Below are 25,310 nucleotides of genomic sequence, written 5' to 3'. Positions count from 1 at the left end.
ATCCTCCTCCGTTGGCTTCCGTACCGCCCGGGCGCAGCTCAGCTGGGGTGCGGCTCGATCCAGTCGTACTCGTTGGTCACCAGTTCCTTCACCAGGCGCAGGTTGTACCGGTTCATCGCCGCGATCCGCTCGGCCAGCTCGCCCACCCGCTTGTCGAACTCGTCCGCCGGATAGACGTCGTTGACCAGCCCGATCCGCTGCGCCCGGGCGGCGTCGAGCCGGACGCCGGTGAACAGCAGTTCCTTGGCCATCGCCTTGCCCACCCGGCGCGGGAGCCGCTTGACGCCGCCCCAGCCGGGCGCGGACCCGCCGAACTCCGGCTGGTCGGGGTCGCCGTCCTCGGTCATCTTCGGCCGGTACGGCGGGCGGGCGGACAGCGTGATCTCGACCAGGCCCATCTTCGCGTTGTCGGAGGCGACGATGAAGTCGGCGGCCAGCGCCAGCTCCAGGCCGCCGCCGACGGCGTAGCCGTGCACGGCCGCGACGACCGGTACGGACAGCCGCTCCATCATCGCGAACGTCTTCTCGCCGAGCCTGCCCTGCTCCACCCGCTCCTGCTTGGTGAGCTGCTCCGACCAGCCGAGGTCCATGCCCGCGCAGAACGCGCGCTCGCCGGCGCCGCGCAGCACCACGACGCAGACGTCCTCGTCGTCGTCCACCTCGGCGAAGAACCGGCGGAGTTCGCGCATGGTCGTCGGGGTGAGGGCGTTGAGCTTCTCGGGCCGGTTCAGGGTGAGCCAGGCGACCCGCTCCTCGATCTTGAGGTCGAGGGTTTCGTACATGGGGAGAACTCCTCCTTGGTCGTCAGCGGCTGCGCGGCAGTTTCAGTCCCCGGGTGGCGATGACGTCGCGCTGGATCTCCGCCGCGCCGCCGAGGAAGGTGGTGGCGACGGAGTCGCGGGACATGTGGGTGAAGACGCCGCCGAGCGGGGCGTCGCGGCGCTGCCAGAGCTGGGCGGACCGGCCGAAGGCCGAGGCGCCCGTACGGGCCAGGCGCTGGTGCAGCTCGGCGCCGAAGAGCTGGTTGACCGACGCCTCGTAGCCGGGCACCCCGCCGGCCGCCTGCCGGGACACCGTGTACCGGGCGAGGTTGTACTGCACCCGGATCTCGGTGTGGCGGCGGGCGATCTCCTGGCGCAGCGCGGCCCTCGTGTCGTCCCTGAGGAACCCGCTCCCCTCCGCCGAGCGGAGGTAGCCGACGAGTTCCGAGAGCGCCTGCTCGTACTTGACCGTGGCGCCGATGCCGGCCCGTTCGAAGCTCAGCGCGGTCATCGCGACGTACCAGCCGCGGTTCTCCTCGCCGACCCGGTTGGCGGCCGGCACCCGTACGCCCTCGAAGAAGATCTCGCAGAACGGCGCCGCCCCGCGGAGGTCGGTGATCGGGCGGATGGTCACGCCGGGAGCGGTGGCGTCCACGAGCAGGAACGTGATGCCGCGGTGCGGCGGCGACGCCTCGGGGTCGGTGCGGACGAGCACGAACAGCCAGTCGGCGTACTGCCCGAGCGAGGTCCACACCTTCTGCCCGTCGACGATGTACGTGCCGGTGTCCTCTCCCCCACTCTCGGCTTCGCTCGAGCGGGAGGTACCCCCATCCTCCCGGACCGCGCGGGTGCGCAGCGAGGCGAGGTCGGAGCCGGCACCCGGCTCGGAGAAGCCCTGCGCCCAGGTCACCTCGCCGCGGGCGATCGGCGGCAGGTGGGCGGCGCGCTGCGTGTCGGTGCCGTGCTCCAGGAGCGTGGGGCCCAGCAGGAAGGCGCCGATGCCGTTCACGGTGGGTACGCGGGCGCGCATCATCTCCTCCTGGAGGATGAACTCCTCCAGGACGGACAGCCCCGCCCCGCCGTACTCGGCCGGCCAGTGCGGCGCTATCCAGCCGCGCTCGGCGAGGGCCGCGGCCCACGCGCGGGCCCCGTCGCGGCGCGCCGGGTCCGCGGAGAGCCGGTCGACGGGCCAGTTGTAGCCCCAGACGTCCTCGGGTTCAAGGCTCTGCTCGGCCTCCGGGTCGGGCGCGTAGGCGCGCGGGAAGCGGTCGCGCACGAAGGCGCGCACCTCTTCCCGGAAGGCCGCCTGCTCGGGGGTGTCCGCCCAGTTCACGACTGCGCCTCCCGGTCCCAGGTGGCGGAGGTCAGGCCGTGGTCGCCCTCGGCCCGCAACCGGTACTTGGCGACCTTGTCGGTGGGCGTACGCGGCAGGGCGTCGATGAACTCGACGTAGCGCGGGACCATCGAGCGGGGCAGCCGCTCGGTGCAGAACGCCACCAGCTCGGCGGGCTCCAGCGACGCTCCCGGCCGCAGCACGACCCACAGCTTGACGTCCTCGTCCTCCAGCTCGGAGGGCACGCCGGTGGCCGCCGACTCCAGAACCGCGGGGTGCAGGTTGACCTCGCACTCCAGGTCGAAGGCCGAGATGTTCTCGCCGCGGCGCCGGATGGCGTCCTTCATCCGGTCGAGGAAGTAGAAGTAGCCGTCGGCGTCGCGCCACACGCGGTCGCCGGTGTGGAACCACATGTTGCGGAAGCAGTCGGCGGTGGCGCCAGGGGCGCCGTAGTACCCGGTCGTGATCACGAACGGCTGCCTGGGCCGTACGACCAGCTCACCCGGCTCGTCCGTGCCGACCTCGCGGTCCCACTCGTCGACGACCGCCACCTCGAACCGCTCCTCGTGGGCCTGCCCGCACGAGCCGAGCCGCCACTCGCCGTACGGGCTGGCGGTGGCTATCCCGACCTCCGTGCTGGTGTACGTCTCCACCGAACGGACGCCGAAACGTTCCAGCAGGGGTTCGTCGAGACTCGACTTGCCCATGTAGAAGGTCTGCAGCGGGTGATCCATGTCGCGCTCGGTGCGCGGCTGGTTGAGCAGGATGGGGATCATCGAGAAGACGCTCATCGCGACCTGCGCGTCGAACCTGCGCACGTCGTCCCAGAACCGCGAGGCGCTGAAGCGCTCGACGATGGCGATGGCACCGCCGGCGAGGAGCGCCGACAGCACGCCGTCCCAGAGCCCGGCGGCGTGGAACAGCGGCAGCGGGCAGTACGTCGTCTTGCCCCACCGGTCGAGGAAGTCGAGCGAGTCCAGCGCGCACGTCAGCGCCAGGGCGTGCGGGACCATCGCGCCCTTGGAGGGGCCGGTGGTGCCCGATGTGTACATGATCGCCTGGAGGTCGCCGAAGCCCACGTCGACGCGCGGCGCCTCCACCTCCCCGGGCAGCAGACTGGACAGCGTCGCGGCGGGCTTGCCGAGCCGGTGCAGCGACACGTCGGACGCGCCCCCGGTACGGACGATGAGCCGGCTGAGCTCCGGCAGCCGCGGGGCCACCGCGGGCAGCCTGTCGGCGTACGGCGCGTCGACGATCAGCGCCGAGGCGTCCGAGGTGTGCAGGACGTGCCGGAGCAGCTCACCGCGGTAGCTGACGTTGATCGGCACGGCGACGGCCCCGAGGCGGGCCAGCGCGAAGATCACATGGATGAAGTCGGCACAGTTGGGGAGCATCACGCCGACGTGGTCGCCGCGGCCGATGCCCGCGGTGGCCAGCCCGTGGCCCACGCGGTCGGCCATCGAGTCGACCTCGCCGTAAGTGACCTCGCCCTCGTGGAACTTGAGGAAGGTCTCTGTCCGATGGGTTTCGGCCCGCTCTCGGAGTAGGTCGCCGAGGACGAGGCTCTGCAACGTTTCGTTGCGCATTCGAACCTCTGCTTCGCTTTGGGCGGCGCTGATTCGGTTGCGACAGTCGAAGTGTTTTTGACCACCAAGGTCGTCAATCATCGGACCACGAAAGAATGCCGCTCGCAAGGGCGCTGGGGCGCGGCCGGCCGGCGCCCGGAGCGCCCGGCGGCCAACGCGCGCTGCACAGCGCCGTGTTGCGGCGGTCCGCGACCCCGCCGCCCGCCGGATTCAGGCGCGCGCGCCCGACCGGGGCGGGAGGCCGCGGCTGTCGAGCGGGCCCCTGGGGTCCGCCACCGGCGGTGTGCCGGGACGCGGTTGCCGCTCCCCGTCCGGGTCGAGCGGCCGGGCTTCGGCGTCGACCCGGGCCCGCAGCAGGGCGGTGTAGGGGGAGGCGGGAGCGAGGACGTCCAGCAGGGCGTGTGCGCGGTGGCGCAGTTCGGCCAGGAGGCGGTTGCAGGGGCGCAGCACTTCCGGGGAGCCGAGCAGCTCCGTCAGCTCGCGGTGGTGGGGCTCGGAGTCGGCGGCCCGGCCGAGCAGCAGCCGGGCCCGCTCCCCCGCGGCCCGGTCCGTCCGGTGCAGCAACTGCGCGAGGCGGTAGGTGGCGGTCCCGTTCCGCAGATCCTCCCCGGCGCCGCCGTGCAGGTCCTCGTGGTCGTTGCGGAGCTGCGCCAGGATCCCGAGGACCTCGCCGAACTCGCCCCACGCCGCGACCTCGTCCGCCCGCGGACCGGGTACGGCCGCCGCGGCGCCGTGCGCCAGCCGGGCGGCCAGCAGGCAGGCCATGGCGTAGACCGCGCCGCTCTTCTTCCGGTACACCTCGCGCACCTCGTCGGGCCCCACCGCGTCCGGCTCGTTGAGGAGGTCGCCGAGCTGGCCGTCGCAGGCGGCGCTCCAGCCGTCGAGGTAGTCGGCGGTCAGGGCGCGGCGCAGGGACTCGGGCACGGGCAGGGTGGCGAGCACGCGCAGCGGCAGTCCGTACCCGCACTCCAGGGCGGCGGTCAGGGCGGCGCTCCCGGCCATCCCGTACGCCCGCTCGCCGCGGTCTCCGTCTCCGTTTCCGTCGACCGCGTCGTCGAGCGCGTTGGCCGCCCGCCACCACAGGGCGTGCACCGCGGCGACGGGCACGGCGGGGCCGGTGCCGCCCCGGACCGCCGCGTGGACGAGCAGGGGCAGGGCGAACTCCTGCGGATCGCGCCGGCCCCGGGCGACGAGCGTCCGCAGCGAGGCTTCGAGCATCGGGTGCCGGCCCCCGTAGAAGCGGTCGACGAGCCCGTCGAGGTACTGCTCCGCGTACGGGAAGGCCGCCCGGATGCGGGCGGCCGGGCTCGGTGTGGTCCGGACACCCCGGTCGTCACGGTGGCGGGGGCCGGAGGGCAGGTGGGACAACCGGGGCTCCAGGAGTCGAGGGCCGGGACGGCATCGCGGGCGGCGGCACGCGGGGTCACCCCACGCCGACCGCTCATGCCGGCAGGGGCCGACCCGCTCGGATCGGCCCCTGCCCGGAGACCACGCGTGCCACAAGGGAACCTAAGCCCGGCCCCGCCCGCACACCTCGATCCCGGCGGCGGTTCGCCCCGACGGGGCTAACGCTGCCACCGCTCCGTACGCACGACGCGCCGCGGGCGGCACCCTCAGCCGCCCAGGGAGAGTCGGTCGAGGTCGGGTGCCGACTCGGTGGCGTTGCCGATTCTGATCGTGTTCGTGCCCGGTTGCAGGGTGACGGGGACCGAGGTCGTGCGCGGTGTGTTGTTGCCGGTGTCGGTCACCGTCACGTCGGCCGGCGGGCCGTCGTTGACCGTCACCTCGAACGAGCGCGTGCCGTTGACCGTGTAGTCGACGTACAGCGTGCGTTCGCCGCCCTCGGCCACCGTGATGCCGGGGAAAACCACCGAGGCCCCGGGACCGCCGCCGATGTTGCGTACCTTCTCGTCGCCCGAGCAGGGACCGCAGCCGGTGATCCCGGTGGTGCCGAGGTCGTTGGCCGAGTCCTCGGCCTCGCGCATCCACGTCCGCCCGTCGGGCAGGGTCCGCAGGGACACCTCGTCCGACACGCTCCCGGCGCGGCCGAGCAGCCCGAAGTCCGCCGTGACCGGGATGTCGGCGGAGCCGGCGTCCCGGCCGGGCGGAGACGTGATCGTCCAACTCGCCTCCACAGTCCCGCCCAGCCGCAGCGACGGGGCCGTGGCCGGTCCGCGGTCGGCGGTCCAGCCGGCCGGCAGCCGCGGGGCGAGGCGGACGTCGGTGAGCTGCTCGTCCTCGTCCAGCCGGAGCCGCGCGGTCACCGTCGCCGAGCGCTGCCCGGGGCCGGCCCACTGCAAGCCGTGCGGGCGGACGGTGAGCGTCGTCTCCGGCGTGTACGAGGCCGGGGGCAGGGGGCCGACCGCGACGCGGTCCAGGCCGGGGCCGCGGCGGTCGGTGCTGAAGACCCGTACCGTGTTCGCGCCGGACTCCAGGGGCACGGAGACCGCCGTGCTCCCCGGCACCTCCGCGCTGCCGCCGGCGACGGGGACCTCGACCGGTGCGGCGCCGTTGACGCCGACGGACAGCGTGGAGCCGGCGGCCGCCGTGTGGTCGAGCTGGAGGCGGTAGTCGCCGTCTGCGGTGACGCGGACGTCGCGGTACGTGACGGAGTTGCGCTCCCCGCCACCGAGCCCGGTGACGTGCCGGGATCCGGAGCACGCGCCGCACGCGGCCGCCCGCGCGCTGCCCCGCAGCCGGTTGTCCCGCGCCTCGGCCTCCAGCGGCAGCGGGGTGCGGGTGGCCCGCGGGCGGCCGTGGGCCACCTGGATCTCGTCGACGCGCAGCTGCTCGAAGAAGTCCGGTGCCTGCGGGCCGCCCCAGAGGCTGCGTACCTCCAGCTTGAGGTAGCGGGCCCGCTGGTCGCCGATGTCGACGATCTGCACCCCGCGGGCGCTGCGCATGGTGCCGGCGCGCACCTGCCGGAACTTCTCGCCGTCGTCGCTGACGTGGATCCGGTAGTCCTTGATGCGGGCGGAGTCCTCGGGGCGGCCGAACGTCGAACGGGCGTGGGTCGGGGACCATTCGCGCTGGTTGACCGCCAGCGCCGTGGCGGGCTTCCGGCCGCCGAGGTCCAGGGTGACGGAGGCGGGCAGTTCTGCGCCGCTGTCCCAGTAGGTCTCGTAGTCGCCGTCGGCGAGGTCGGCGGCCGGGTGGCCGGCAGCCGCGGAGGAGGCGGTGGCGGTCACCGCGGCGGAGTCGTAGTAGCGCTGGCGGCCGTCCGTGGCGACCTTGAAGACGGTGTCGTACGGGTCCCAGTCGCGGATGTCCAGGATCGACAGGTGGCCGCCGGACTGGCTGAAGCGCATCTCCTCGCCGGTGCGCAGATCGGTCACCCCCCTGACCCGGTAGCCGTTGTCGCGCAGCCGGACGGAGTCGGTCCGGGGCCGGGTCAGCACGTGGACGTACTGGGTGCGGGTGCCGTCCTCGCCCCGGCCGACGGTGACCACCCCGTGGGCGCCGTCGTTCCAGAAGCCCGGCTGCATGCCGCCGTACATGTAGCCGCCGCCCTCCACGCCCTGGACCGACTCCCGGACGGGCTCGACCCACCGGCCCATGAAGTCGTTGAACGCCTCCTGCTGCGCCGGCATCCTGCCGTTCACCATCGGCGTCTCGGCCATGAGCGACTTCATGGAGGAGCCGGCGTTGGTGATGTAGCGGCCGGTGCTGAGCCGGGCGTCGACCTCGTGGTCGCCGCCGTCGTACCACCAGCTGCCGGTGGTGGGCAGCTTGTAGTCCGCCTCGGTCAGCCGCGGCATGGGCACGGTCACGGCGGCCGGGTAGTCGTAGGCGGGGTTCATGCCGGTCTTCTGCTCGTTGCTGACCGTGTCCATGACCGGCGTGTCCTCGTTGTTGTTGCTCAGCAGCCAGTCGGGGCGGCGCTCGCGGATCTGCTCGTAGAGGTCGTTCTCCTCCCAGTACTCGTTGTCGTTGTCGATCCAGAAGCCGGCCAGGTCCGGGTAGTCCTCCATCAGCTCGAAGAACAGGTCGTAGCTGTACATGCCGAACCCGTCGCGGGTGGTCAGGTCCACGTCGCGGCCCCTGTACGCCGAGTACGCGGCCGAGTCGAGCGTCTCGACGCCCTGCTCGTCGTGCCACTGGGGGTCGTCGGTCATATACATGATGATCTTGACGCCCTGCGCCCGGCCGGCCTCGACCAGCTCACCGAGCAGGTCGCGCTCGGTGGCGCAGCTGCCGGGGATCCGCGAGGGCCACGGGCGGGCGTAGCCGAGGCGGCTGTGGAAGGTGGCGAGGACGATGTACGACGCGCCGAGCTTCTTCGCCTCGTCCACCCAGTAGTCCGCCGACCAGCCGCCCCCGGTGACGTCGCGCTCCCACTCCCGGCAGTCGAGGTGCCCGGGCGCGGTGAACATGCCCCAGTGCAGGAAGAGGCCGGCGGTGGAGTCCCGCAGCCACTCCTGCCGCGGGTGCTGCACCTCCGCCTGCGCGGCCGGGCCGGCGAGGAGCCCGGCGGCGAGCGCCAGGACGAGAGCCACCAGCAGGGTGCGCCACCGTGGGACGGGGGCGCTTCGGCGGTTGCGGTGCGAAGGCCGTGCTGCCATCTGCGTCACTCCTCGCATCGTCGGCCGCCGCCCGGACGGGCGGACGGGCCGGTCCGAGCGGACGGGGGCGGGGCTGGGGGCGAGGGCCGGGCGGCTTCAGGAGTCCCGGGCGATCGCCGTACGCGTCACGAACTCCATGGTCAGCGGCCGGTCGACGGTGCGTTGGACGTAGACCGTGCTGCCCCGGTAGGTCGACCGTCGTGGTGCTTGGCCGTGAAGACCAGGTAGGTCATCCCCGGCGGCCCATGCCGAACCTGAGCGAGGCGAGTTTGTCGCCGGCCCGCCGCGGGTCGAGGCCGTCCGCGGGCCCGGGAGGGTTTTGCGGGCCGGCGCCGGCCGCCGCCGCGGGGGCCGCGGCGGCGAGGGCACGCCGAGCGCGGTCGCGAGCACGCCGCGCCGCCCGAGCGCGCGGGCGGGGCGGGCGTTTTGCGAGTCGTGGGAGTCGGGTCGGTCGTCGGGAGGCTGCTCTGCTGACATGCGACTCTCCTGTCAGGTTGCGCCTTCGGAAGGAGTCGGTGTTCCCAGGTGCTCTCGATTCATCGGATCGCTGAGGAACGTAGAAGCGGGTTCATCGGATGTCAATGGGACGCAGGCAGCCAAGATCAGGAGCAAACACCCCGACTCGGCGCTCAGTTATCGGAGGTCTGCCGCGCGCGGGCGGGGGAGTCAGTTCCGTACGGGGGGCGGGCCGGTCGTGGACCGGATGACCAGCTCGGGGTCGAAGAGCAGCTCACCGGTGGGTACGTCCCGTCCGCTGACCAGCGACAGGACGCCGCGGCCCGCCTCCATGGCGAGCCGGTCGCCCGGCTGCCGCACGGTCGTCAGCGGGGGGTCGGTGAACTCGGTGATCGCCGAGCCGTCGTAGCCGACGACGGAGACGTCGTCCGGCACCGCGTACGACTGGCGGCGGATGCCCCGGATCGCGCCGAGGGCCATGTAGTCGCTGGCGGCGACGATGGCCGTGGCACCCAGGCCCAACAGGATCTGGGCGGCCGCCTGCCCGCCCTCCACCGAGTACGAGTGCCGCATGACCCACCGCTCGGCGTCCGTGGTGCCGCGCTGGCGCATGGCGTCGAGGAAGCCGCGCACCCGCCGGTCGGCCGGCCGGTTGCCGACGGGCCCCGAGGCCATGCCGATGGCGCGGTGGCCGAGGCGGTGGAGGTGGTCGACGGCCAGCTCGGCGGCCAGGGCGTCGTCCGTGGAGTAGACGGGGGCCGGCACCTCGTCGGCGAACTCGCCGTTGATCCCGAGGTACGGGATGCGGCGGGCGCGCAGCAGCTCGTACGTCTCGGTGTCGGCGCCCTCCACCGTGTTGGACGAGGAGAGGAAGACCACCGCCGCGATGCCCTTGTCGACGAGGGAGAGGATGAACTCCCGCTCCTGCACGCCGCCGGGGAAGGCGGGGCAGAGCACGGTCTTGAGCCCGTGCGGCGCCAGGGCCGCCTCGATCCGCTCGGCGACGTCGGCGAAGAAGGGGTTGGAGACGTGCTCGGTGACGATCGCGACGAGCTGGCCCTCGACGGTCCGCTCGTAGCCGAGTTCTGTCATGGCGGCCTCGACCGCGTCCCTGGTCTTCTTCGCCACTCCCTGGCGGCGGTTTATGACCCGGCTGACCGTCGCCTCGCTCACACCCGCACGGGCAGCGATCTCAACGATGCCGACCTTCATGCTCTTCCTCTCCCACCGTCCCGTGCCGGGCCGCACGTGGTCACGTCGCGTCACCCGGCCTCGTCAGCACTGCCAGGCCCGTCCTCGGGACACGGAGGCCGTGCAGGCCGGGTCCGAGTGACCTGCGAATCCGCTCGATGATACGTCCGTCGGGACCGTGGACTTCGATATCCACGGGCCCGCCCCCGTCCTCGACGTCGACGGCCAGGCGGTCGCCGGCCGTCGCGTTGACGAGGACGGTCTCACGGTGGGTGGCGGGCCGTACCGGAACGGTGCGGTCGTCGTGCACCGTAAGCACGCGTACGCCCTCGGACTCCGCCCTGACCAGCGTGTACAGGCCGTCGGGGCGGCCGGGTTCGGTGGTGCCGTCGAGCAGTTGCGGGCGCAGCCGCCGCCACTGCGCCAGCCAGAAGCGGACCGCGCGGGCCTGCTCCGCGGTGAGGGCGTCCAGGCGGACGGAGACCTGCGGTACCGCGTGGAAGGCACCGGCGAGCTGCCGTGCCGCCGCCTCGACCGGCCCGCTCGTGTCCCACAGCAGCGGGTCGGAGTGGACGGCGCCGCCGACGGCCAGGAAGGAGGTGTCGAGGGTACGGACCCGGTTGGCGGTGGCGTCGGCCGGGCAGTCGTAGGACCGCAGCATGTTGCCGAACGGGGCCATCCCGGGGCCGACGTACGGCTGGCGCAGCTCCAGCAGCAGGTCGGGGCGCTCCGCGAGCAGTGCCTCGCGCAACTCGGCGAGGAGCAGGGTCAGGGCGTGGCCGAGGTCGCCGCGCCCGTCGCCCGCGTAGACCATCGCCTCGTCGAGGAAGTCGGCCTTCAGGCCGTCGAGGCCGTGGTCGCGGACCAGGCGCAGGCAGGTGCGCACCACGTGGGCGCGTACCTCGGGATGGCGGGGGTCCAGGACGTACGCGCCGGGGGCTCCGGCGGGCGCGGGGGCGAACCGGGCCCAGGCGGCGTGGCAGTCCGCGCGAGGGCCGAGGAGCAGGGGCGCGACCCACACCAGGTAGCGCAGGCCCATGCGGCGTACGCGCTCGACGTGGGCGGTGAAGTCGGGGAACTTGGCCGGGTCGGGGGTCCAGTCGCCCACCCCGGCGTAGCCGCGCCCGCTGCCGAGGCGCTGCCAGCCGTCGTCCACGATCAGCGTCCCGAAGCCCATGCCGGCGGCGAGTCCGGCCTGCCGCTCGACGGCGGCCTCGTCGACGGCCTGGTTGAAGGCGTACCAGGTGCAGTACAGGGGCAGCCGGGCCGCCTCGGGGACCGGCATCGGCGTCGCCGTCCGCGCCTCGTACCAGGCGCGCAGCGGCCTCAGCGCGGACGCCACCGACGGGCTGCGGGGCGCGAGGAGGAACCGGTGCGGCGTGTCGGACGGGGAGAGGCGGAGGTGGACCACATGGGTGTCGTTCTCCTCGGAGACCCCGTAGCGCAGCACGACCTCGGGTGCCGGGTCGGCGGCGGCGAAGGTGAGCAGGGTGGCACCGGTGTGGTCGTAGAGGCAGCCGGCGGCCAGACCGTCGATGAGGCTGACGGCGGAGCGGCCCTCCCAGTCGGCGAGGAGGGTGCGGTGCCAGCCGGCCTTGGGGTGCCAGTAGCCGGCCGCGTCGCCGAGGGGGACGGAGAGCCGGATCTCGACGGCGGCGCCGGGGGCCTCGACGGACAGCATGCGCAGCCCGCCGGGGAGTTCGGACAGGGTCCAGCCGGGGTCCGCGCCCTCGGCGAGGACGGCCAGCTCCACCGTGTCGAGCAGCGGCTCGAAAGTTGCCGGGGCCAGCTCGGCGGTGGTGACGGCCTCGGACGGCAGGGTGGTCACATTCACTCCTTGACGGCCCCGGCGAGCAGGCCGGAGACGAAGTGGCGTTGCAGGGCGAGGAAGACGAGCGCCATGGGGATGGCGGCCACGGCGGTGCCGGTGAGGATGGCGCCGTAGTCGGTGTCGTCCACGCCCTGCAGGGAGGCGAGGGCGACGGGGATCGTGTACGAGCCGCTGTCGCGCAGGACGATGAGCGGCCATATGAAGTCGTTCCACTGGAAGAGGAAGAGGAAGATGGCGAGGGCCGCCAGGGCGGGCTTCATCGGGGGCAGCACGACGCGCAGGAAGACCTTGAACTCGCCGCAGCCGTCCATCCGGCCCGAGTCCAGCAGTTCGTCGGGGAGGGCGGCCATGGACTGGCGCATGAGGAAGATACCGAAGGGGAGCGCCAGGTTCGGCATGATCACGGCCTGGTACGTGTTGAGCCACTGCCAGTCCGCCATCAGCTGGAACAGCGGGACCAGGGTCACCTGGTTGGGGATGACCAGGCCCAGCATCAGCACGCCGAACAGCCAGTTCTGCCCCTTGAAGCGGTACTTGGCGAACGCGTACCCGGCGAGCGTGCACACCAGCCCGGCGCAGACGGTGTAGACGGCGGCGATCAGCAGGGAGTTGAGCACGACCTGCCCGAACGACACGGTCTCCTGGAGGCTGGCGAGGTTCTCCCCGAGGTGGCCCCCGGGCAGCAGCGGGGGCGGGGAGCCGAAGATGTCGGCGGTGCTGTGGGTGCTGGCGACGACGAGCCAGTAGAACGGGATCAGCACGACGGCGAGCGCGACGGCGAACCCGGACGTGAGCATGATGCTCTTCCCCGGCGAACGGGACTGCCCCATGGCTTGTCTCATGACTTGTCTCCCAGGACCCGGAACTGGATCAGGCCGAGGACTCCGATGAGCACCGCGAGTACGTACGCGATCGCCGATGCATAGCCGAAGTCGAAGTATTGGAAGGCGTTCTGGTACAGGTACACGCCGATGGTGAGCGTGGCGTTGTCCGGTCCGCCGCGGGTGAGGATGTACGGCTCGTCGAAGATCTGGAGGGTGCCGATCGTGGAGAGCACCGTGGTGAGGAGGATCGCCGGCCGCAGGCCCGGCAGGGTCACGTGGCGGAAGGACTGCCACGTGCCGGCCCCGTCCACGGCGGCGGCGTTGTACAGCTCGGCCGGGATGGTCTGGAGCCTGGCGAGCAGGATGACGGCGTTGTAGCCGGTGTAGTGCCAGGTCAGTGCGAGACCCAGGGATATCTGCGCCCACAGCGGGTCGGTGAGCCAGGGCACCTCGCCGAAGCCGACGAGCGAGAGCAGCCAGTTGGCCAGGCCGTACTGCTGGTTGAGGAGTACGGAGAAGATGATCCCGTACGCGACGAGGCCGGTGATCATCGGCAGGAAGAAGCCGAGCCGGAAGACCGGCCGCGCGCGCAGCAGCGCCGAGTTGAGGGCGACCGCGAGTCCGGTGGCGAGGGCGAGCATCAGCGGGACCTGGACGACCAGGATGATCCCGGTGTTGCGCAGGGCGGTCCAGAAGAGCGGGTCGTCCATCAGCCGCGCGTAGTTGTCGAGGCCGACGTACCGGTCGACGCCGTCCACCGACTTGAAGAGGCTGAGGAAGAAGGACCGACCGATCGGGTACAGCTTGAAGACGGCGAACAGGGCCGCGGCCGGCAGGAGGAAGAGGTACGGTGCGAGCCGGCGGGCGCTGCGGCGCGGCCGGTGCCGCTTTGCCTTCGTTCTCGCCGGCGGGGGCGCGGTGCGGGTCTGCGGGACGGACGTGGTCATCGGGCCACCTTGCGTGCGGTCTGCGCGGCGAGCTGGTCGGCGGCCCGGCGCAGCTCGGTGGCCGGATCGGCACCTCTGAGCAGCACTCTGGTCTGGGCGTCGGTGACCGCCTTGAGCGCGCGGGCGTAGTCGGAGGTGTAGTTGAAGGCGGGGGTGCCGGACCGGAGGGCCTCCAGGAAGATCTCGCCCTTCCGCTGGCCGCCGAAGAACTCCGACGGCTGGTGGAAGACGGGGTCCTCGTACGCCGCCATCAGGGCCGGTGCGATGCCCTTGTTGCGGTAGATGCCCACCTGGGACCGGGGGCGGGTGAGGACGAACTCGACGAACCTGAAGGCGGCGGCCTGGTGCCGGCTGGTGCCGGAGACGGCCAGGTGGGTGGAGTTGACGGTGGCGGCGTTGGTGCCGCCGGGCCGGACGGCGGGCGGCAGGCGCACGCCCCAGAGCCCGGCCTGGTCCGGGACGGTCTCCTCGATGATGCCGCCGAACCAGGTGGGCCAGGGCAGCACTGCGGCGGTGCCGCTCTTGATCGAGCTGATCAGGGAGTTCCAGCCGCCGGAGATGTCGTTCACCAGGCCGGCGTCGTTCATCCGCTTGATGAGCGTCATGGCGCGGACCGCTTCGGGCGAGCTGACCATGATCTCGCCGTCGAGGTCGAAGTACATGGTGCCCTGGAGCTGGAGCAGGAGCTGGAAGACGTTGGCCGAGTCCTGCTGCGAAGCGGGCTTGTCGATGCCGAGCAGGTAGGTGCCGGTCTTCTCCTTGACCTTCCGGCCGGCCTCGATGACCTCGTCCCAGGTTTCGAGGGCCTCGGCGTCCACCCCGGCCTTCTCGAAGACGTCGGCGCGGTAGTAGAAGCCCCCGGAGTTGGCCTCCCAGGGCAGGGCGTCCACGCGGGAGCCGTCAAGCGAGACCGTCTCCCACAGGCCGTCGGCGAAGGCCTTCCGGTACGTGCCGGCGCCGAGCGGGCGGAGGTCGGCGAGCTGTCCCGGGAAGCGGTCGGTGTACGCGGGCAGGTAGTCGACCCCGATGTGCAGGACGTCCGCGAGCCCGGCGCCGTCGGCCGCCATCGACGTCGTGATCTTGTCCCAGATGGCCGGGTTGCCGATGTCCTCGACGGTGACCCGGATGCCCGGGTGCTCCTTGTTGAACCGCGGCACCAGGGCCCGCATCTCCGCGGCGGGCCCCGCCCAGCTCCACACGGTGATGTCACCCTTCGCGGGGTCGCCGGGCGCACCGTCCGGCGGGCCGGACGAGCAGGCGGTGAGTCCGCCCAGCCCTGCGCTCATGGCGAGGCCCCCGCCCAGTCCCAGCACTCTGCGGCGACTCGGATTCGGACGACTCGGGTTCATACGCGACCACCTCTGCCTGCGGCTCGGATGCCGGCCTCTGCGGAGGGAGGGCGACGCCGGGAAGCTAACAACCGGCCAAGGTCACTTGCAATACTTCGATGAAAACTTTCTGCCCGATCTTCCAAAAAATTCCAGCAGCACCCTTGAAAGCGTGCGACCTGGGCCGTTAGCTTCCGGACACCCCCTCTCCCCGCGACCTCCCGGAGTGAGCCGCACCATGAAGAGCCACCGCCCCGCCCGCCTCGCCACCCTCACGGCGCTCGCCACCCTCGTACCGCTGACGCCGCTGGTGCTGAGCCAGCCGGCCGGCGCCGACGCCCGCGCCGGGGCCGCAACCGCCGCGGCCCCCGTGCCGCTGGAGGTCCGCAGCCCCGGGTTCGAGGACGGCGCGGCGGGCTGGACCTTCACCTCCGGAACGGGGGTGGCGACCAACCGGCCGCACAGCGGGAAGAACCTGGCCTACCTCGACGCGGGGGCCGGCGGGAAGGTCTCGCAGAAGATCACCGCGCCCGCCGACGGCACGTACGACATCTCCGCCTGGATCGCCGCCGGCGGACCCGGCGGGCGCTTCACCGCGCAGGTCAACGGCGCCGAGGCCGCCGCGGTCGACCTGCCCGGCCGGTCCACCTACGCCCGCTACACGCTCAGCCGGATCGAGCTGCACGCCGGCGACGAGCTGGCACTCGCCTTCGAGTCGGGAAGCGGCTGGGTCAACGCCGACGACCTCATGGTCTCGCCCTCCGCCCCGGCGAACCCCGTGGTCTCCTCGTCCGACCCGGCGATCGTCGAGATGTTCGACTGGGCCAAGCACAAGGCGGGCAGCTGGGTGCACCAGTCCGGCGCCGGGGGCCCCCTGAACGTCGACGAGCGCAACCCTGCGGGCACCGGCACCGGCGTCTACGGCCCGTCCTACTGGGCCGGTTACGCCCACCGCAGCGGCTACTACGCCCGCGACCTGGCGCACCAGATCGGCGGCGCCGAGGTCCTCGGCCTGCGGGACGCCAACAAGGCGATGCTCCGCACCTTCGCCGCGTCCGCCGACGAGGTGCACGGCTACTACCCGGCGTGGGCCTTCAACTTCGACAACGGGACCAAGCTGGCCATCGACTACCGCTCCCCAGACTCCTTCGTCCGCGAGGTGCCGGCCCCCTTCGAGCTGGTCGAGAAGGCGAACGAGGCGTACCGCTGGAGCGGCGACCCCGCGTACGTCGAGGACCCCGCCTTCTGGGACTTCTACCGCCACACGACGAAGGAGTTCGTCGAGCGCCACGACGGCACCGTGCCCAACGGTGTGGCGGAGGGCACGGGCAAGGGCATCTTCGCCGGCGCGGCCAGCTACAACGAGGCGAGCGACGAGCCGCTCGCCGAGGCGGGCGACGCCATCGGCTCCCAGTACCAGGCGTACGTGGCACTGTCCGAACTGGCCCGCGACAAGGGCGACAAGGGCCTGGCCAAGGAGTACGGGAAGAAGGCCCGCAAGCTCAAGGAGTACTTCAACGTCGACTGGAGCGGGGACGGCACCGGGGCCGACATGGTCCGCGCCTACACCACCGACGGCGAGGCGCTCACCGGCTGGGGCAAGGAGAACAGCTGGTTCATGGCGATGAAGCAGCTCATCGACCCCGGCCCGCGCGCCGACGCGTACCTCGACTACATCGACGAGCAGGCCGGCGGGGACGGGAAGCCGGTGAACATCGAGGCGATCTCCTACCTCCCCGACACCTTCTTCGCCTACCGGCAGAACGACACGGCGTGGAAGTGGATGCAGTACGTCTACGACAAGCGCGGCGACCAGCACCCGGTGGGGAAGCAGGGCCCCAACGGCGACTACCCCGAGGTCTCGTACACCCTGCTCGGCCAGACCGTCGAGGGCCTCATGGGCGTGGCGCCCGACGCACCCGCCACCTCGCTGAGCACGCTGTCAGGCCTGCCCTCCGGGATGGACTGGCTCCAGATCGAGGACCTGTCCGTCGGCGGGAACACCTTCACGCTGCGCCACGACGCGGCGAGCAGGTCCACTCTCACCAACGACACCGGCTCCGACACCTACACGTGGCAGGCCCGCTTCCCCGGCAAGCACTCCACGGTCCTGGTGGACGGCCGGAAGCGCGCGGCGAAGCCCGGCACGGCGGCCGGCGAGCGGTACAGCTACGTCGAGGTCTCCGTCGCCCCGGGCCGGACCGTCACGGTGGAGGCCGGCTAGCGCGGGCCGGCGGACGGCGGGGGCGGCGCCCCGCCGTCCGCCGGGCCGCCCGTGTCAGAGTCGGATGTGTGCGGCCGCCCAGGAGGTGTGGTCGTACGAGGTGGAGCCGTTGGCGTCCTGCACCACCAGGCGGAGCAGGCGGACGCCGGTGACGTCCACGTCCACCTCCCGCGGCCCGGTGGCCGCGGTGAGCGTGCCGCTCTCGTACAGGATGCGGCCGTCGCCCCACACCTGCGCCGCCGTCGCGCCGTTCGCGCTCTGGGACGCGGAGAAGTCGTCGATGCCGACGACCGCGGTCAGCCGGGTCGCGGCGGCGCCGAGGTGGTAGACGATCTCCGAGGGGGCGTGCACGCCCAGCCCCTTGGCGTAGGTCACCCCGCCGAAGCCGATCGGGGGGCCGTCGCCCGCGGTCTGCCGGCCGTTGCTGCGGTCCCGCTCCACCGGTCCCCAGCCGTTGCTGGCGGAGACCCACTCCAGGTCGCTGAGGAAGCCGTCCTGCCGCGGTGCGGGCGGCGGCACGGCCAGGGTCCTGGACGCGGGGTAGCGCAGGGCGGCGCGGCCGTACGCGGCCGTGCCCTCGGCGCTCAGCACGCGCGGGCCGGCGGCGGTGTCGCCGCCCGCCGGGGTGACCTCGAAGGTCGTCCGCAGGACGGCCCCGGGCCGGAGCACGGCGGCGCGGGCCGGTCCTGCGGGGCGCAGCCGCCAGCCGGCGGGGGCGTACAGCTCGATCCGGGCGTCGGTCCAGGCCCGGCCGGAGCCGTTGGCGAGGGTCGCGGTGACGGTGAAGGGCTCGCCGGGATAGGCGATCTCGGGGGCCTCGATACGGGTCCCGAAGCGCTCGCGTGCGTACTCCGGAGCCCAGGACGACCGCAGCAGGCCGGTCAGCTCGGCCACCACGCCCGGGTACCCGGCGGCGACGTCCCGGGTCTCCGCCGGGTCCGCGGCCAGGTCGTACAGCTCGAAGTCCCACGCGGCGTCCGGCGCCTCCCGGTCCCGGCCGGGCGCGAACCGCACCGCCTTCCAGTCGCGGCGGCGCACGGACTCGGCGAGCCGGAGGATCCGGCCGCCGTCCACCGCGTCGGCGCGCTTCGTGGTCCCCGGGTCGTTGCGGTACCAGTACAGGTGGTGGTGGCCCGGGGCCGGCACGGGGCGGGCGGCGAGCAGGGACGCGGCGGAGAGCCCGTCGACGTCGCGCGGCGCGGGGGCGCCGGCCACCTCGGCGAGGGTCGGCAGCAGGTCGGTCAGCGGCGTCGGCCGCTCGCTGACGCCGGGCCGGACGGTCCCCGGGCGCCAGGCGATCAGGGGGACGCGTACGCCGCCCTCGTAGAGGTTGCGCTTGTAGCCCCGCAGCGGCCCGTTCTCGTCGAAGAGGTCGGGGTCGACGCCGCCCTCCTCGTGCGGCCCGTTGTCGCTGGAGAACAGCAGCAGGGTGTCGCGGTGCACGCCGAGCCGGACCAGCGCGTCCACGACCGCGCCCACCAGCGAGTCCAGCCGGGTGATCTGGGCCGCGTGGCCCTTGTCCGCCTCGCTCCACGGGCGGTCGGCGTACTCGCCCAGCTCCGGGACGTCGCTGGGGGCGTGGGGCACGTTGGGGTTGAGCATGAGGAGGAAGGGCTCGCCGGCGTGGGCGTCGAGGAAGGAGACGGCCCGCTCCTGGAGGAGGTCGATGACGAACGCGCCGCGCGCGCCGTCGGCGTTCCCGGGGATCTGCTCCTTCGCGCCGTTGTGCCAGAGGTACTGCGGGTAGTACTGGTGTGCGTGCCCGTGCGTGATGTAGCCGTAGAAGTCCGTGAACCCGCGGGCGTTGGGGTGGCTCGGCTGGTCCGCCTCCTCGGGCCCGAAACCCCACTTGCCGATGCACGCCGTGCGGTAGCCGCGGCCCCGCAGCACCTCGGCGAAGGTCGTGTCGTCCTCGGTGAGGGAGCCCTGCGGGCCGCCGAACGGGTTCTCGCGCACCCGCCCGTGCCCCGCGTGCACCCCGGTCAGCGCCGCGCAGCGGGACGGGGCGCACACGGCCGCCGCCGAGTACGCCTGGGTGAACCGCAGCCCCTCGGCCGCCAGCCGGTCGAGCCGGGGCGTGCGGACGAGCCGCTGCCCGTACGCGCCGACGCCCCCGTACCCGAGGTCGTCGGCGAGGATCACGACGACGTTCGGCCGCGCGCCGCCGCCCTGCACCGCGGGGCTCCGGCCTTCGGCGCGGGCGCTTCCGGGCGGCAGCGCGGCGAGGCCGAGTGCGGCGGACCCGGCAAGGAAGTGGCGACGGCTGGACACGGCGGGGCTCCTTCACAGGACGCACGCAGCCCACGGGCATGTGGGCGGCTTCTCCGTGATCGTGCGTGGTCACAGGGGGTCCAGGCCATGCACGCCTTGTGAAGTACCCGTGAAATCCACCTCCCGGGCGGCGCGTTTGGCGGCAAACCGCGTGACGCCCCGTCAGCCGCGGCCCCGGCAGGAGGCCGCAGGAGGCCGTCGCGCGGGGCCGCGAAGCGCACTCCCCCGCCCGCCGCGCACCGCACGGGCGGTCGCGGTCGCGGCCCGGGCGAAGGCTGGGCGCTCCGCGGTCGCGGGCTTCCGCGGGGGCCGCGGTGGCGGTTCGCTGGAGGTACGCGACGCCGAGGAGGGGGCGATGGACGTCAACGGCACGGGGGCGCTGGTCGTGGCGGTCGTCGGCGTGATCGGGACACTGGCGTCGGCCCTGCTCACCCAGCGGGCGGCCGAGCGCAGCCGGATCCGGGAGCAGGAGCGGATCGAGCAGGCCCGGGCGCGTGCCGTGGAGGCGGTGGAGCGGCGCGCCTGCTGCGTCGCGCTCAACGCCGCCTCCCGGCAGTATCTGGCCGCGCTCACCGACCAGTTGCACGCCCTGGCCCGGGCGGAGGACCCGCGCGCGGCCCGGGAGCGCCTCACCGAGGCCAGGGACCTCCACCGGGACGTGTACGCCGAGGCCCAGTTGCTCCTGCCCGACCCCGTACTCGCGCTGGCCGGCGAGGTCACGCACTCGCTCGGCACCGTCTACGGCCGGCTCCGGCGCCTGGACGACGGCGTGCCCCGCCCGGGGGACTCCCCGGACGCCGCCAGGGGCGAGGTCGACGCGCTGTGGGACCAGTTACGGGAGCTGCGGCGCGGGATGCGGGCGGACCTGGCGGCGCCGGACGCGCCGGCGGGACCGGGGCCGGTCGCCGCCGGTGTCCTGCGCGCCCGCATCGAGGGTCCGGCGAGGATCGGCGATCGGGCATCGGCGTGCCCGTCGCGTCGTCATCATGGAGTGGGGTAGGGGCCGTCGGGACCGGGGACGCGAGGAGTGCGGGTGAGCGGAGCAGAAGGGGAGAGCGCGGGTGCCCGGGCGGTACGGGCCTGGGCAGGCGAGGCGATAGGCCGGGCGCGGGCACTGCTGCCGGAGCCGGACACCGAGGCAAGGCTCTCCCGCGCCCACCACGAGTCCGTGGCGGAACTCGGCGAGCTCCACCGGCTGCTGGACCACGACCCGCCGCTGCGCGCCTCGGTGACCGCGTGGCTCGGCGGCGCCCTCACCCTGCGGCACAGCGTGGGGGGCGGCTCGCCCGGGGACCGGGAGCGGGCGCACGACCTGCTCCGGCAGGTGCGGGACCCGGCGACGGAGACGGGCGCGGCGGCCGTGGCGGAGGACCGGGGGTGGGCGGCGCTGTTCCTGCTGACGCACACGCTGCCCATGCAGGAGACGGTGGGCGGGCTCGCGCCGGAGCCGGACGCCACCGCCTTCTTCGACATCATGATGCGGGAGGGGGCGCAGGGAATGGCCGCCCTCTCGGCCGAGGTGCGGGAGCTGGCGGCGGATGCCGCCGAACTCCCGCTGCCGCCCGAGTCGCTGCGCCCCTTACGGCAGTTGCTCGACCTCTTCGCGCAGCCGTCCGCCGAGGGGCTCACCGACCTGTTCACGTCGCTCGTGCCGGACGACGGCACGCCGGCCGGCGCACAGATGCGGCAGATGATGGCGGACATGGTGGCGCGCATGACGAAGGGCGCGGCACCCGCCGCGCCCGCCGCCGCCCCGGGCGCGGACCCGGACCCGGGCACGGGCACGGGCACGGGCCCGTCCACCGGCAAGAGCACCGCCACCGGGACCGGGACCAGCAGCGGCGCGCCCGCCGCGGGGACCGGCGCCCGGGCCGTACCCCGCAGCCCCGAGGACTTCCGCCGGCTCATCGCGGCCTGGCAGGCCGTCAACACCACGTCCGTGGACTTCGTGAACGCCGCGGGCGGCGGCGCGCCCGAGGCCCTCAACCAGCAGCTCAAGCGGTTGCGCGAGGGGCGCGACGGGCTGCCGGAGGGCATGGCGGACAAGGAGGCCCTCGACGCGATGATGACCATGCTGCTCAGCATGAGCGACGGCGCCGGCGGCACCCTGGCGGACCAGGAGGTCGGGCACGCCAACACCGCGGCGCTCACGGACTACATGAAGCGCGCGTCCGAGCGCCCGATCCCGATGGCCGGCGGGTTCTCGGTGATGGCGGACACGATGGGCCTGATCACCGAGGTGCGTGCCGCCGACCACGACCAGGACGAGGACCGGCTGCGCGGCCTGGTGTCCCGGGCCGGGGAACTGGTCGCCGCCACGCCCGAGGACCACGACTTCCACTTCGCGGCCCTCATCGCCCGCGCCATGGCCCGCCTCTCGCTCGGGCGGATCACCATGGACCGCGACCTGCTCCTCGCCGGCCTCGCGGACCTCGACGCCGGCCGGGCGGCCGCCGGCAACGGCAACCTCCCGTTCGGGCTCGACGAGCTGGACGCGATGGTCCCCGACCTCGACGCCATGCGCTCCTTCCTCACCGGGGACGCGACGGCCGTTCCCGAACGGGCCGTACCGCCGCCCGACGCCCCCGCAGACGAGCTGCACTCCGCCGCGCACCGCCTCGCCGCCCGCTACCACCTGACCCGCGACCCCGAGGACCTCGACGCCGAGATCACCGTGCTGGAACGGCTCCGCGAGCACATCCGCGCGGGCCGGGCCCCGCGCATCGCCGCCCGCGCGCTGTGGTCCCTCGCCGACTCCTACCGCACGCGCTGGCTGCGCAAGCGGAACACGAACGTCGCCACCGAGGCCGACAGCGCCGCCGGCCGCGACCCCGATGCCGACGCCGCGACCGACACGGCGAAGGAGGCCCTCGAAGCGCTCGCCGCCGACGTCCTCCTCCAGCACGGCACGGAACACCGGCTGGCCACCGCCCGCCACGGCGCCTCCCTGGGCGTCGGGGCCGCACTGTGGGCGGCCGTGCACGGGCGGATCGAGGACGCCCTCGCCGCGCTGGAGCTGGGCCGGGCCCTGGTGCTCCAGGCCGCGGCGACGTCCCGGACCGTGCCGGACCTGCTGGCGGAACGCGGCCGCGACGACCTCGCCACCGCCTGGCGGGAGTCCGGCGCCGCCACCGGCAGCACGGAACTGCCCGCGGAACTGCCCAGCACCCTGCGCCGCCAGGCCCTGGAGGAACTCGGCTACCGGCGGCCCGGCGGGCTGCTCGGCACCCCCACCCTGGCCGAGCTGGCCGCGGGCGTGGGCGAGGCCGGTGCCGACGCGCTGCTCTACCTGGTCCCCGGCAGCGGCGGCGACGCCCCCGGCATGCTGCTGGCCGTGGGGCCCGAGATCGGCGTCGGCGTCGGCGCGCTGCCCCCGCTCGCCGAGTCGGCCGGCGCCCCGCTGGAGCGGTACCTCGACGCGGCCGCCGGCTTCGACGCCGTCCACGACGACGAGGAGGCGCGGCCGGCCGCCGAACAGGCACGGGAAGAGGCCCTGTCGGACCTGTGCGACTGGGCGTACGAGGTGATCGCCCCCGCGCTCGCCGGGCTGGACGAGCACCTCCCCGGCGACGCCGCCGGCCGCCGCACCCCCCGGGTCGTCCTCGTCCCCTGCGGCCGCCTGGGCATCGTGCCCTGGCACGCGGCGCGCTTCCCCGCGGAGGCCCCGCACGACTACCTGTGCCAGGCCCTGGTGATCAGCTACGCGGCCTCCGGCAGCCAGTTCCTCCGTACGGCCGGGCGCGCGCCCCGCGATCCGGTCTCGGCCCCCGCCCTGGTGGCCGACCCGACGATCGGCCTGACCGCCGCCGAGGCGGAGGTCATGGGACTGCGCGAGTCCTTCTACCCCGGGGCCCGGCTCTACGGCGAGTTCAGCTCCCTGCCGCCGGACTCGGTGCCCCGGGGGACACCCGGCGAGCTGCTGGCGCTGCTCGCCCAGGACCATTCGGTGGTGCACCTGGCCACGCACGGCGTGGCGGGGGTTCGGCCGACGGAGTCGGCCCTGCGGCTCTCCGACACGGACGGCGGCGACGGCCGGCTCACCGTGACGAGGCTCCTCGACCGCCCGGTGCCGGACGGCGGGGAGCGGCCGGACGGCCCCCTGGTCGTGCTGAGCGCCTGCGAGACCGACCTGAGCACCCGCGACCACGACGAGGCCCTCACGCTCACCACGGCGTTCGTCTCGGGCGGCGCCCGCGACGTCGTGGGGTCCCGGTGGTCGGTCCGGGACAGCGCGTCGAGCCTGCTGATGAGCGTCTTCCACCACCGTCTGCGGGCCGGCCGCAGCCCCGTGGACGCCCTGCGCGAAGCGCAGTTGTGGATGCTTGACCCGGACCGGGAGGACCCCGGCTGCCTGGGTGCGCTGCGGTCGGACGCCGGCCGCCCCGACCTCCGACGGCCCTCCCTGTGGGCCGCGTTCATCCACCAGGGCCACCCCGGCCGGGGAGAGGAGACCGCATGACGCCGGGTGAGGACGGCGGGGAGAGGATCCTCGGCCTCGTCGAAGAGCACCTGGACAGCATCCGCGCCGGTCTGACGGACGAGGAGTACGCGCTGCTGCTCACCCGGCTGCGGGCGCTGGCCGACGCCCCGCCGGACGACGCCAGGGCCGTGCGCCGGGCCTTCCAGGGCGTACGGCTCTGCCTGCTGCCCCTGGCCTGGGACCACCCGGCGCGGGCGGCGGTGGACTCCGTCCGGTTCACGGGGTCGGCCGCCGCCGGCCCGCAGGCCGTGCTGCGTTCGCGGGCCCTGCTGGCCCGGCTCGCGGCCGGCCCACCGGACCCCGGCCCCGGCGACCCCCGGGACCCGCCGGCCCCCGGCGGCACACCGGCCACGGCCGGCGCACCGGACCCCGGCAGACCGGGCCCCGGCGACCCACCCGGGCCCGGCGGCCCGCCCGCCCCGCAGCGCGCCCCCGACACCGCCGCGATCATCGCCGCGGCCGAGCGCCGGCTCCTGCGGGCGCCCGCCCTCTCCGCCGCCGAGGCCCGCGCCCGCTGCGGCGGCGCGACGCCGCCGCCCGAACTGATCCGCCTCGCCCACCCCGACCTCGGCGAGCGCTACCCGGAGTTCCAGTTCCGGTCCGGCGGCGGGCCGTACGGGGTCGTCCTGGAAGTCAACCGCGTGCTGCTCGCCGACGCGGACCCGTGGGGGGCCGCCGACTGGTGGCTGGGCGCCAACGCCTGGCTGGGCGGCGGCCCGCCCGCCGCGCTCCTCGGCGTCCGGCCCGACGGCGACCTGGTCGACGCGGCCCTCGCCCTGGTGGAGGCGGACTGATGCCCGACGCCGCCGTGCCGCCCTCCGCGTACCGCTTCCGCCCGCACTGGGAGATCCTGCCCGCCGGTACGCAGCTGTGGCGCAGGCACCCGGCCCGGTTCGCGCCCGGGGAGTTCAAGCCGTTCGACCCGCAGGACCGGGTCGGCGGCCGCTTCGACGGGACCCCCGAGGACCCGTACCCCTGCCTCTACGCGGCGCAGGAGCCCGAGACCGCGCTCGCCGAGACCCTGCTGCGCTCGGTCGGCTTCGACCCGGAGACCAACATGCGGCTGGTGCCGTGGGCGTGGGCGCGGGGCAGGTCCCTGAGCGTGCTGCGGACCCGGTGCGAGCTGAAGCTGGTCTCGCTGTGCACGGGCGCGGCCCTCGCCGCCGTCCGCCAGGACAGCGGCCTGCTGGACTGCGGGCCGGAAGGCTACCCGGAAACGCGGCGCTGGGCACGGGAGATCAGGGTCCAGGCGCCGGAGGCCGCCGGGATGGTCTGGGACTCGAAGCGCAACCGGTCCGGACGGGCCCTGGTGCTCTTCGGGGACCGGTGCGCGAACCTCCCGGAGGGGCCGCTCGAACCCCTGCCGTACCGCAACATCCCCGACCTCGGCTCCCCCGACGGCATCAAGGAGACCAACCAGATACTGGAGCTGCTCAGTTCGGCGGTCCGCGAGCCGCTGCACCGCTGACCCCGGAGGCGTACGCCCGCCGCTTGTCCCCCCGCTGCCCGTGGTGAC

The 25,310-nt window shown here is 73.8% G+C and carries 16 protein-coding genes; 5 read left to right on the top strand and 11 right to left on the bottom strand.

What is annotated here, in order from left to right; all coding sequences use genetic code 11:
- Positions 1-38 precede the first annotated feature (38 nt).
- From LG396_RS05540 to LG396_RS05495, 10 genes are all read right to left on the bottom strand, one after another.
- Entirely contained in the window at positions 39-782 is a 744-nt protein-coding gene (locus LG396_RS05540) for an enoyl-CoA hydratase/isomerase family protein (RefSeq protein ID WP_225793860.1), read from the bottom strand.
- A gap of 22 nt (positions 783-804) precedes the next feature.
- A complete protein-coding gene (locus LG396_RS05535; RefSeq protein WP_225793859.1) occupies positions 805-2,094 on the bottom strand; it encodes an acyl-CoA dehydrogenase family protein in 1,290 nt (429 codons plus the stop codon).
- A complete protein-coding gene (locus tag LG396_RS05530) occupies positions 2,091-3,680 on the bottom strand; it encodes an AMP-binding protein (RefSeq protein WP_018838040.1) in 1,590 nt (529 codons plus the stop codon). The genes LG396_RS05535 and LG396_RS05530 overlap by 4 nt, the downstream gene beginning before the upstream one ends.
- A 210-nt stretch (positions 3,681-3,890) precedes the next feature.
- A complete protein-coding gene (locus LG396_RS05525; protein WP_225793858.1) occupies positions 3,891-5,048 on the bottom strand; it encodes a polyprenyl synthetase family protein in 1,158 nt (385 codons plus the stop codon).
- Between the two features lie 245 nt (positions 5,049-5,293).
- Positions 5,294-8,242 carry an alpha-L-fucosidase gene (locus tag LG396_RS05520; protein WP_225793857.1) on the bottom strand — a complete coding sequence of 983 codons (2,949 nt, stop codon included), beginning with the start codon at positions 8,240-8,242 and terminating at the stop codon, positions 5,294-5,296.
- A 666-nt stretch (positions 8,243-8,908) separates the two neighbouring features.
- Complete coding sequence (locus LG396_RS05515; RefSeq protein WP_225793856.1) at positions 8,909-9,910, bottom strand: LacI family DNA-binding transcriptional regulator; 1,002 nt, start codon at positions 9,908-9,910, stop codon at positions 8,909-8,911.
- A gap of 40 nt (positions 9,911-9,950) precedes the next feature.
- Entirely contained in the window at positions 9,951-11,717 is a 1,767-nt protein-coding gene (locus LG396_RS05510) for a glycoside hydrolase family 36 protein (protein WP_225793855.1), read from the bottom strand.
- Positions 11,718-11,719: 2 nt separating this feature from the next.
- The gene (locus LG396_RS05505; RefSeq protein WP_225793854.1) at positions 11,720-12,562 is read right to left on the bottom strand and encodes a carbohydrate ABC transporter permease; all 843 of its coding nucleotides are present in this window, start codon (positions 12,560-12,562) and stop codon (positions 11,720-11,722) included.
- On the bottom strand, positions 12,559-13,491 hold the full coding sequence (locus tag LG396_RS05500; RefSeq protein ID WP_225793853.1) for a carbohydrate ABC transporter permease: 933 nt from the start codon (positions 13,489-13,491) through the stop codon (positions 12,559-12,561). The genes LG396_RS05505 and LG396_RS05500 overlap by 4 nt, the downstream gene beginning before the upstream one ends.
- A complete protein-coding gene (locus tag LG396_RS05495; protein ID WP_225793852.1) occupies positions 13,488-14,777 on the bottom strand; it encodes an ABC transporter substrate-binding protein in 1,290 nt (429 codons plus the stop codon). The genes LG396_RS05500 and LG396_RS05495 overlap by 4 nt, the downstream gene beginning before the upstream one ends.
- A gap of 280 nt (positions 14,778-15,057) precedes the next feature.
- Here LG396_RS05495 and LG396_RS05490 point away from each other — a divergent pair, with 280 nt between their 5' ends.
- On the top strand, positions 15,058-17,043 hold the full coding sequence (locus LG396_RS05490; RefSeq protein ID WP_225793851.1) for a carbohydrate-binding protein: 1,986 nt from the start codon (positions 15,058-15,060) through the stop codon (positions 17,041-17,043).
- A gap of 54 nt (positions 17,044-17,097) precedes the next feature.
- Here the strand turns inward: LG396_RS05490 and LG396_RS05485 are convergent, their stop codons facing one another.
- Positions 17,098-19,314 (bottom strand): sulfatase family protein, encoded by a 2,217-nt coding sequence (locus LG396_RS05485; RefSeq protein ID WP_225793850.1) that lies wholly within the window; start codon positions 19,312-19,314, stop codon positions 17,098-17,100.
- Between the two features lie 355 nt (positions 19,315-19,669).
- Here LG396_RS05485 and LG396_RS05480 point away from each other — a divergent pair, with 355 nt between their 5' ends.
- Genes LG396_RS05480 through LG396_RS05465 form a run of 4 tightly spaced genes read left to right on the top strand, consistent with a single transcriptional unit; the run spans position 19,670 to position 25,262 of the window.
- Positions 19,670-20,314 carry a hypothetical protein gene (locus LG396_RS05480; RefSeq protein ID WP_037748462.1) on the top strand — a complete coding sequence of 215 codons (645 nt, stop codon included), beginning with the start codon at positions 19,670-19,672 and terminating at the stop codon, positions 20,312-20,314.
- 33 nt (positions 20,315-20,347) lie between these two features.
- Positions 20,348-23,773: a CHAT domain-containing protein gene (locus LG396_RS39615; RefSeq protein WP_225793849.1), complete on the top strand. Its 3,426-nt coding sequence runs from the start codon at positions 20,348-20,350 to the stop codon at positions 23,771-23,773.
- Entirely contained in the window at positions 23,770-24,588 is an 819-nt protein-coding gene (locus tag LG396_RS05470) for a hypothetical protein (protein ID WP_225793848.1), read from the top strand. Before LG396_RS39615 ends, LG396_RS05470 begins: the two co-directional genes overlap by 4 nt.
- The gene (locus LG396_RS05465; protein WP_225793847.1) at positions 24,588-25,262 is read left to right on the top strand and encodes an RES family NAD+ phosphorylase; all 675 of its coding nucleotides are present in this window, start codon (positions 24,588-24,590) and stop codon (positions 25,260-25,262) included. The genes LG396_RS05470 and LG396_RS05465 overlap by 1 nt, the downstream gene beginning before the upstream one ends.
- Positions 25,263-25,310 lie beyond the last annotated feature (48 nt).

This window comes from Streptomyces aculeolatus, from assembly GCF_020400605.1.
Classification (GTDB): domain Bacteria; phylum Actinomycetota; class Actinomycetes; order Streptomycetales; family Streptomycetaceae; genus Streptomyces; species Streptomyces aculeolatus.
This window is presented reverse-complemented; position numbering and strand designations above follow the sequence as displayed.

Coding starts and splice junctions, on each gene's coding strand:
- LG396_RS05540 (WP_225793860.1), bottom strand. CDS start 782: ATGTACGAAACCCTCGACCTCAAGATCGAGGAGCGGGTCGCCTGGCTC.
- LG396_RS05530 (WP_018838040.1), bottom strand. CDS start 3,680: ATGCGCAACGAAACGTTGCAGAGCCTCGTCCTCGGCGACCTACTCCGA.
- LG396_RS05520 (WP_225793857.1), bottom strand. CDS start 8,242: ATGGCAGCACGGCCTTCGCACCGCAACCGCCGAAGCGCCCCCGTCCCA.
- LG396_RS05515 (WP_225793856.1), bottom strand. CDS start 9,910: ATGAAGGTCGGCATCGTTGAGATCGCTGCCCGTGCGGGTGTGAGCGAG.
- LG396_RS05505 (WP_225793854.1), bottom strand. CDS start 12,562: ATGAGACAAGCCATGGGGCAGTCCCGTTCGCCGGGGAAGAGCATCATG.
- LG396_RS05500 (WP_225793853.1), bottom strand. CDS start 13,491: ATGACCACGTCCGTCCCGCAGACCCGCACCGCGCCCCCGCCGGCGAGA.
- LG396_RS05495 (WP_225793852.1), bottom strand. CDS start 14,777: ATGAGCGCAGGGCTGGGCGGACTCACCGCCTGCTCGTCCGGCCCGCCG.
- LG396_RS05490 (WP_225793851.1), top strand. CDS start 15,058: ATGAAGAGCCACCGCCCCGCCCGCCTCGCCACCCTCACGGCGCTCGCC.
- LG396_RS05480 (WP_037748462.1), top strand. CDS start 19,670: ATGGACGTCAACGGCACGGGGGCGCTGGTCGTGGCGGTCGTCGGCGTG.
- LG396_RS05470 (WP_225793848.1), top strand. CDS start 23,770: ATGACGCCGGGTGAGGACGGCGGGGAGAGGATCCTCGGCCTCGTCGAA.
- LG396_RS05465 (WP_225793847.1), top strand. CDS start 24,588: ATGCCCGACGCCGCCGTGCCGCCCTCCGCGTACCGCTTCCGCCCGCAC.